The organism is Caulobacter sp. SSI4214 (assembly GCF_012184455.1).
Taxonomy (GTDB): domain Bacteria; phylum Pseudomonadota; class Alphaproteobacteria; order Caulobacterales; family Caulobacteraceae; genus Caulobacter; species Caulobacter vibrioides_E.
In genome coordinates this window covers 36023-44560 of record NZ_SZWJ01000034.1, presented here as the reverse complement: position 1 = coordinate 44560, position 8538 = coordinate 36023, and the positions used below count along the sequence as shown (strand labels likewise).

The following is an 8538-nucleotide window of genomic DNA, read 5'->3' as shown; positions in this document are numbered from 1 at the left end:
GGGGAAAGGCGGCAAGACGCTGATCGAGCAGACTGGCCCGCTCATTCAAATAGGCGCCCATCTCAACCGTCACTGGCAGGGACTGTGCTTCTGCGGCGACATGGTCCTGCGGGATCAAATAGTCGTCGAACCTACGGTAGGCTCTCGAACCATCGATCCAAACGTCGCCGGCGCGAAGACGATCACGCAGGGTGGCGATGACGGCGGTTTCATAGAGACGCCGGTTGATCGGCGCCCGGGGCGGCTTAACGAGGTTCTTCCAAGCCTTTGAGGCGAACGGCATCGGCACATCGTCTGGCAGGCGTCTACGCTCGCCGGCATTGAGTTCCTTCAGCAGCGCTATCGCCTTGAGCATCGGCGCGCCACCGGTCCCGGCCCGGAACCGCATGTGAGCAAGGAAGGTTGGAGCGAAGCGACGAAGGGCGCCGTATCGCTCCCCGGCGCTGACCAATGGATCTTGAGCTGAAAGGGAGGCCAGCGCCTCGATTTTCGGCCGCGCGGCGACCACCTTCCACCAGCCGACGTCAGCGTCAATCTGGTCAAGAACGTCCCGGCCATCGGCCCTGGCGCGCTCGACCGAGGCGATGACGCCACTGAACAGACCCATCAGCTGGGCGACCTCGCGCTGACTGGCTTGATACTGCCGCTCGCGACCGCGTCGAGCCTTGGCGAAGAGCGAACCGACCATCTTATCGAACATGTCGACAGCCGCGTCGCTGATCCGGCGCTCAAGATCGAGGAGTTGGGCGGCCACAGTCGCGCGCCGCCGTCCTACGCTATAGCCACCTAGCAGGAACGCCGGGGCGATCGCCCCTTCGCGGACATATTGATCAAAGCGCCGTTCGTGGATCGCGTCGGCGATCTTTGGGGGTAAGTCAATGGCGCGAACGTAGTCCAACCGCTCCATCAGCGCGCTCATATTGAGAGCGCTTGGAGCCTCCGGCAGATCACGCAGCCAGGCCAGCGGTGACTTACCAAGGCTCTCGTCATTGACGAGCAGCTGGTCCAGCGCCGCAAGCTGCTCCCGCGATAGACTCGCCAGAAGGTCAGTGGCTGACTGTCGCCTGGCTTGGGCGCGCCCGGCCAGTCCTATGCGCTCGATGGTGTCCGGAGACGGAAACGCGATGCCCAGGCGATGAAGCTGCGCCATGACCGCTTCGACGATTGGTCCGCCCTTGTCGGTCGATCGCGCCGCCTCAGCCGCGATGGCGATCGTCGTTTGCAAATCAGAGCGGACAAAGGCACGGAGGCCAAGCCTAGCACGGAGCGCCGCAAGGTGGGCGCTTCTCGTCTGTCCTCGAGCGCCGTAACGGGCCAACGCCCCTGGCGGCACGTGGATCTGCTCGGCGATGAAATCCACTAGCGTAGGCGCGAGGACCGCATCAGGGCCCCATCCGAACCCGGGATGTCGTAGAAGCGCCAACTGCAAGGCGGCCCCAAGCTTGTTAGCGGGATTGCGTCGTTCTTCGATCCAATCGAGGTCATCGGGGGACAGGGTGTAAAGGGTGGCGATCTCGCGATCGCTAGTCGGCGGCTCGAACAGCCGTTGACGTTCCTCTCCCGTGAGCAAGCTTCGCCGCGCCATCGGACAGCCTCTCCGCCTTCTGCGGTGGCTCAGAATTCTTGAAAAATGAGACGCTGGCCAGTCCCAACGATATCAGCGGCTTGCTTGTCTCAGATTATAGTCTCAGAATTAGGCCCATGATTTGCGGATATGCACGGGTTTCGACCGACGGTCAGAGCGCCGCAGCGCAGGTCGCCGAACTGACGGCGGCCGGCTGCGAGAAGGTATTCAGCGAGACCGCGTCCGGAGCCAAGACTGATCGGACCCAACTGAAGAAGGCCATTGCTTCGCTGGCCGCCGGCGACGTGCTTGTGGTCACCCGGCTCGACCGCCTAGCGCGCTCGACACGGGATCTGCTCAACGTCCTAGCCACACTCACCGAGAAGGGCGCGCAGTTTCGATCGGTCCGCGACACCTGGGCGGACACCACCACGCCGCACGGGCGATTGATGCTCACCGTTTTGGGCGGCCTGGCCGAGTTCGAACGCGACCTGATCCGATCCCGCACCGGCGAGGGCCGTGAACGGGCCAAAGCCCGCGGTGTTAAGCTTGGACGCCGCCACTGCCTGACCGTCGCCCAGCGCACCTTCGTCGCTCAACAGCGCGCTAGTGGTGAGAGCGTTCGCCACCTAGCCAAGGTTTTGGGTGTCAGCAAAGCGACAATTGGGCGGATACCTCCTTCTGATCGCTAGGGAGAGCGATGGCAGCCTATATTCAGGCCTAACGTTAGGGCCACATTGTCGCATCTGCTTTCTACCGTTCATTAACCATTCAGGCGCAACCTTCGGGCTGGGCGTCTGAGGTCATGCAAACGATGGCAATCCGGATCAGTGGGGTTTTGAACCTCTTCGCGGCGCTGCTCATTGCGGGCTTTATTCTCGCTACAGGTGCGGCGGCATTCTCGCTCATGGAGCTTCGCGTTGGCGGACCGGTGTCCGAGCAGCAGACAAAGGCCCAGACGTTCATTGCCGACATCCTTCCGCCCCCGCTCTACCTCGTAGAGGCGCTGTTGACGGCCCATCGGGGACCAGATGAGCTGGATAGGGCGGCTGAGATCGAGAAAAAGCTAAAAAGTCTGAAACAAGATTATGATTCCCGCCGCGAGTATTGGCGCGCAAACCCGCTATCTGACGATTTGCTGCAATCATTGAATAAATCGGACGCCGAAGTTCAGAAATTCTGGCAGGTGATTGATAGTCAGTTCATTCCTGCGCTAAGGGCTGGCGATACAACGCAGATGGATGCCGCGATCTCAGACCTCAGCATGCACTATCAAGCCCACCGGCTTGTCATTGACGAAATGGCGATCCAGGCTCAGCGCGTCGCCGACGAGAAGATCCAGCGGGCAAATAAGCTGACAATCGAAATCATCGCCCTGTTGTCGGTGACTTCACTGCTGATGCTCTCTGTCGTGATCGGCGGGGTTGCTTCGCTACGCGCCAAGGTCGTTCGGCCTGTCCTAGATATGGCCGGTTACATGGGCCGTCTGGCCGCGGGGGACTATTCCCAAGAGGTTCCGCATCGCTCAAGGCCCGACGAGGTCGGCGATATGGCCCGATCCGTCGGCGTTTTCCGCCAGGCGGTGCTGGAGCGTCGAACGGCGCGCGAGCAGCACGAAGCCATGGAAGCCCGTGTCTGGCAGGAAAGATCCGAGCAGCAAGAGCGGATTGCCGCAGAAGCGCAACGGCGCGACGAAGTCGTCCGGTCGCTGGATCAGGGGCTGCGGGCCCTGGCCGCCGGCGATCTGCAGCACCGGATCGCCAACGCGTTCCCGGAGGAATTTGAGCAGCTGCGTGTGAACTTCAATAGCTCATTGCAATCGCTCCAGAACATCATTGCGCAGGTTGTTGCGAGCGCGGCTGCCGTCGACAGCGGTGCGCGTGAGATCTCTGCCGCCGCTGATGATTTGTCACGACGCACCGAGCATCAGGCTGCCAGTCTCGAACAAACGGCTGCGGCTTTGGACGAAGTGACCGCCACTATCCGGCAGACCTCGGAAAGCGCCCTGATGGCGCAGCAGGCCATGTCCGAAAGTCGCAACAGCGTCGCCGGATCCAGCGCAGTGGCGGGCCAGGCGATCAGCGCCATGGAGCGCATCGACGCCTCTTCGCGTCAGATCGGCCAAATCATCGGGGTGATCGACGAGATCGCGTTCCAGACCAATCTTCTGGCGTTGAACGCAGGCGTTGAAGCCGCACGAGCTGGCGAAGCGGGCCGGGGTTTCGCGGTTGTCGCTCAAGAGGTGAGAGCACTCGCCCAGCGGTCCGCCGATGCCGCCAAGGAGATCAAGGGGCTGATTTCTGAAGCGTCTTCAAGCGTCCAGAGCGGTGTGGACCTTGTGGTCAAGGTCGGCGAAGCACTGACCAGCGTTGTTTCCGAGTTCAGCCGAATTGAAGGGTTGGTTCGGGACATCGCGCAGGCCGCCAGAGAACAAGCGTCCGGCCTCGCCGAGGTGAACACGGCGGTAAACGAAATGGACCAGGTCACACAGCAGAACGCCGCCATGGTCGAACAGACGACGGCAGCGAGCCACAGCCTAAGCCGCGAGGCGGTTCAGCTAGGGCGATTGGTTGAAGTGTTCGCGGGGCGCAGCAACGGGGCGCAACGTAACGCGGCGTAGTCTCAGTACCCCACAACTCAATACACAATATCGGTTGCGATGAGGCAGCAGCGGCCTCATACCGCTTTTGTTCTTCTTGGCGCACGCTAGCGAACAAACCTTGAGGTGAGCCCAAGAGGTTCGCCTTAAACCGGCGCGACAGGATCGGGGCGCCGTTCTTGTGGAAAGCCAGGAATACCCCCTCGAGGCGTTCGCTGAAGAACAGCCAATCGTTGAGGATGAAGACGCCGTTGTCGGCGACTTTGCCGTCGTTCGGACGTTCGGCGCGGCCCTCGGCGATGATCGCGTCGTCCTCGATCAGGATGTAGCGGCCGTGGCCGCTGGATCGCGCCCCGCCGCGTGTCCCAGCGTCGTTTGCATCCCGCCAGGCCAGCAGGAAGCGTCCATTGGGCGAGCGGCTGTAACTGCCGACAAAGTCTCGGCCGTTGATGAAGACCAAGCTGCCGGTCGTCTCGTAGAGCGCCTTACCCGGGTTCGCTTTGGGGACCTCGGCCTTCCGGCCTCCCCCCTTGATCCAATCCATCACGCCCATCAGCGGCGGCCTCCGTCGTGCAAATGCCGCTGCGCCGAGACTTAGGCGGTGGGTGTGGGGTGCGGGTCGTTGTGGCCGCCGGGTTGCCGATCGGTCGACAGGGTGATGGGGCCGAAGTAGCCGAAGTCGTCACGGCACATGGCGATGGCGCGGGCGACGTCGCGGTAGACGCGCGGTTCGTCGGACTTGAACATGGCCAGGCGGTGTTCGCCCGAACGGCCGGCCAGGCGCAGCCAGACGCTCCACTCGCCAGCTTCCGACTCGGTGAGCCGGACTTCCTTGATCGAGCCGCCGCGTTCCAGGAACCAATTGACGTTGCGGGCGCGGATCGGGAAGTCGGGATTGGTCGCGATGACCCAGGCCTCCTCGCGCGGTTCCGTTTCTGTTTCCCGTTCAGCCATCATCTGCTGCGGCAAGGCCTGCTCCCCTACAATCGTGCTTAACTTGGCAGAAAAGCACCGTCCTGTCGCGGGGCGGTTGGCGATGAAGCGTGACAGTTCGCCCGGTTTTGCCGGGCAGGCGTCGTATTTTTGAGCCGCATTGCTGGGTCCTATACCCTGAGTGGCCATGGCGTGAGCCTTGAGGCGCGAGGCGGGGGAGCGCCCTCCCCCTGAGTCGCAAAGGCAGGCCTTGAGCGCCTACCCCCTCCAGCGGGGGCGGTCCCCCGCAACGCCCCCCAAGGGTTTGGGCCGGCCTTCGGCGGCCGAAGGCGGAGGGAGGCGGCCTTGGGGCGACCCTTGTGGGGCAAAGGAGGATCGACCCATGTCCTTGAAACCCATCGTCCAGGCCCTGGGCGGCGATCTCTACGATCGCGGCCTTCGGGCGAATATCCCGGCGCCCGGCCACAGCGCCGCTGACCGTTCGGTCTCGCTGCTGCTGCGGGAAGGCCGGGTGATCGTCCACACCTTCGGTGACGGCGACTGGAAGGATGTGCTGGACTATCTGCGCGGCGAGGGCCTGGTCGATGCGCACAATGCCCCAACCAGCCTCTCGCAGGCGCGTCGCGCCCAAGCGTCCGGGCCCGCGACCGGGCTGGAGCGCCGCCTGGCGGCGTTACGGATCTGGGAGGCTGGGCGGCCGCTCGCCGGCACCTTGTCGGCACGGCACTGCGCGCTGCGCGGGGTCAGCCGCCCCCTCCCCGGCCCCGACGTGCTGCGCCATGGCACGGAGACGCCGGTATCGGCCTATGCCGCGTCGCGCCATCATCGTCCGGCCTTATTGGCGGCCATCACCGATGAGGAAGGCGCCTTCACCGCCGTAGAGGTCACCTACCTGGCCCCCAACGCCCGCCGAGCGATTGACCTGCGGCTCAGCCGCAAGACGGTCGGTCCTTCGCCGGCCCGCTGCGCGGTGCGCATCGATGCGGCCGCGCCGCAGATGCTGGTGGCGGAGGGCCTGTTCACCACCCTGTCGGCCAGCGCGCGCTTCGCCCTGCCGGCCTGGGCGCTGATGTCGACACGCAACCTGCGCCACTGGCGACCGCCGGAGGGTGTGCGCGAGGTGCTGATCGCCGGCGATCACGGGGCTGACGGCGAGGCCTCGGCCGAGCAGCTGCGCGCGGGCCTGGTCGCCGCCGGGTTGAAGGCGCGGGTCGCCCTGCCGCCGGAGGGCTTTGGGGATTGGAACGAGGCGGAGGCCGCGGGCCTGCTGGATCCGGTCCTGAGCTGAGCCGCCAAAGGAGGGAGGAAGGAATCGGGCGGGTGCGCCCAGGGGCAGGATGTCCCTCGCCCAGGCGCGAGGAGCTAGACCCCGATGACCGATCAAGTCCCCGCCTCCCCGGCCGCCATGAGCCGCATCCAGGTGCGCCTCGGCGACCTTGGCCTGGCCAAGGAGAACCTGCGCTTCCACGAACCGGCCGACGATGGTGTGCCGCAGCTGGCCGACACCCTGCTGGCCGCCGGGGTAGTGATCCCGCCGATCGTGCGGCCTGGGCGCAAGGGCGAGGCCTCGTTCATGGCGCTCGACGGCCGTCGCCGGCGCTTTGGCCTGATCCTGCTGCGCGAGCGCGGCGACATCGGTGACGACTACCTGATCGACTGCCTGCTGGCCGAGACCCCGGCCCAACAGGCGGCCGCCATCGTGCTGCCCAATACCGAGCACGCGCCGGTCCACATCGCCGATGTGATCACCGCTATCGGCAAGCTGCGCAAAGCCAAGATGGACACCCAGGCGATCTCGACCGCGCTCGGCTACGCCGAGCTGGAGATCAAGCGCCTGGAGGCCCTGGCCGCCGTCCACCCGACGGTCCTCAAAGCGTTGCGCCAAGGCCGGCTGACCCTGAAGCAGGTTCGGCTGTTCGCCCGCCTGCCCGACAAGAAGCAGCAGGCCGAGATCGCCCAGACCGCGCTCGACGGCTACTTCCAGGACTATCAACTGCGCGCTGTCGTCGAGCATGACCGGGCGACGGTCGAGGACGATCGCTTCACTCTGGTCGGGATGGACCGCTATCTGGCCGCCGGCGGCCGGGTGGCCTCCGACCTGTTCGGCGAATACCCCGACTTCCTGCTCGATCCCGAGGTCCTGCAGGGCGTCTGGCGCGAACGGGTGCAGCCGATCGTCGATCACCTGAAGGCCGAGGGCCTGGCGGTCTATGTCGCGCGTGAGGCGGGCTACGGCGCCCCGGACGGCTTCTTCCGCCTCGCCCATGTTTGGGAGCGTGACCTGGACGAGGCGCAGAAGACCGCGCTCGCTGACGCGCGCTACGCGGTGACCCAGCTGGAGAGCGTGCTGCAGGATCTCGATCCGTCGGCGGACGAGGCCCCGGCCCAGTTGGCGCCCCTGGTCAGCGCCTATGGCGTCGCGGCCGGGGCGGTGCTGACCCGCAGCAAGATCGGCGCGGTGCTGCTCACCCCGTCGGACGGCCATGGCCTGGCGGCGACCTTCTATTCGGTCCCGCTGCCGGTCGAGGACCTGCCGGAGGAGGAGGACGCCGATGAGGACACAGCTTCGCTTGGCGGCCGGCCCGGCGTCGTCACCAACGACGTCGAGGTCCCCCGCGCCGATGTGGAGGTGGAGGGCGCGAGCCACGTCCTTCACGAGACCCGCACCGACGTGGCCACCCGCGGTCTGATCCGTGACCTGGCCGACGACCCCAGCGCCGCCCTGACCGTGCTGGTCGCGCAGCTCTTCAAGCAGCTGGCGCTGCAGTCCAGCGGCGCTTTGGACGGCTCGGCTTCGCAGATCGCTGCGACCCGCTACCAACGCGGCGCGATGGTGCCGATCGCGGGCCTGGACGGCGAGGTGCGGGGCCGCCTCGACGCCCGCCGCGACGCCTACCGGGCCTCGGGCCTGCGGCCGATCACCTGGGTCGAGACCCTGCCGCACGGGGAGAAGATGGCTCTGATGGCGGAGCTGACCGCGATGTCGCTCAACATGCGCGAGGCCCGCACCAGCCTGCTGCGCCATGGCGCCCGGGCCGAGGCGGCCGAGATCGCCGCCCTGTGCGGCGCGGACATTTCGGCGCACTGGACGCCGGACGAGGCCTATCTGGCGGTCCACTCCAAGGCCCAGCTCCTGGTCCTGCTCGAAGAGCTGGGGGTGGAGGACGATCGCGCCAAGACCCTGAAGAAGGACGCCCTGGTGACCTTTGTCGCCGAGGCGGCGGCCGAACGGCAGTGGGCCCCGGCGGTGCTGTCCTGGGACCGTCCGGCGGCGCTTGGCGACGACGATGGCGAAACGGACGTGGCGGCTGAAGAGGACGTGGCCGAGCCCGACGAGGCGGATGATCGCGAGGCCCAAGACGAGGCTGAGCCCGAAGCGGTCGCCGACGCCATCGCGGCCTGATCCAGCGGAGCCCTCGTCTGACCGGCGGGGGCTCTTGCT

Annotated in this window: 6 protein-coding genes; 4 read left to right on the top strand and 2 right to left on the bottom strand. The window is 65.8% G+C overall.

Annotated elements, in window-relative coordinates:
• The coding region (locus tag FCU40_RS12010) for a DUF4158 domain-containing protein (protein ID WP_168075175.1) at positions 1-1585 on the bottom strand (1585 nt) is incomplete at its 3' end.
• Between the two features lie 116 nt (positions 1586-1701).
• Between FCU40_RS12010 and FCU40_RS12005 the strand changes: the two genes are divergently transcribed.
• Entirely contained in the window at positions 1702-2256 is a 555-nt protein-coding gene (locus FCU40_RS12005; protein WP_168075173.1) for a recombinase family protein, read from the top strand.
• A gap of 113 nt (positions 2257-2369) precedes the next feature.
• Positions 2370-4184, top strand: coding sequence for a methyl-accepting chemotaxis protein (locus FCU40_RS12000; RefSeq protein ID WP_168075171.1), 1815 nt, complete (start codon positions 2370-2372; stop codon positions 4182-4184).
• 573 nt (positions 4185-4757) lie between these two features.
• Here FCU40_RS12000 and FCU40_RS11995 read toward each other — a convergent pair.
• Positions 4758-5132, bottom strand: coding sequence for a hypothetical protein (locus FCU40_RS11995; RefSeq protein ID WP_241693599.1), 375 nt, complete (start codon positions 5130-5132; stop codon positions 4758-4760).
• 346 nt (positions 5133-5478) lie between these two features.
• On the opposite strand from FCU40_RS11995, the gene FCU40_RS11990 reads away from it, so the two are divergent.
• Together FCU40_RS11990 and FCU40_RS11985 are read left to right on the top strand one after the other, a co-directional pair.
• Positions 5479-6384, top strand: a complete 906-nt coding sequence (locus tag FCU40_RS11990; protein WP_168075169.1) for a toprim domain-containing protein — start codon at positions 5479-5481, stop codon at positions 6382-6384.
• A gap of 84 nt (positions 6385-6468) precedes the next feature.
• The gene (locus FCU40_RS11985; RefSeq protein WP_168075167.1) at positions 6469-8499 is read left to right on the top strand and encodes a chromosome partitioning protein ParB; all 2031 of its coding nucleotides are present in this window, start codon (positions 6469-6471) and stop codon (positions 8497-8499) included.
• Positions 8500-8538: the final 39 nt, after the last annotated feature.

Coding starts and splice junctions, on each gene's coding strand:
- FCU40_RS12005 (WP_168075173.1), top strand. CDS start 1,702: ATGATTTGCGGATATGCACGGGTTTCGACCGACGGTCAGAGCGCCGCA.
- FCU40_RS11990 (WP_168075169.1), top strand. CDS start 5,479: ATGTCCTTGAAACCCATCGTCCAGGCCCTGGGCGGCGATCTCTACGAT.
- FCU40_RS12000 (WP_168075171.1), top strand. CDS start 2,370: ATGCAAACGATGGCAATCCGGATCAGTGGGGTTTTGAACCTCTTCGCG.
- FCU40_RS11985 (WP_168075167.1), top strand. CDS start 6,469: ATGACCGATCAAGTCCCCGCCTCCCCGGCCGCCATGAGCCGCATCCAG.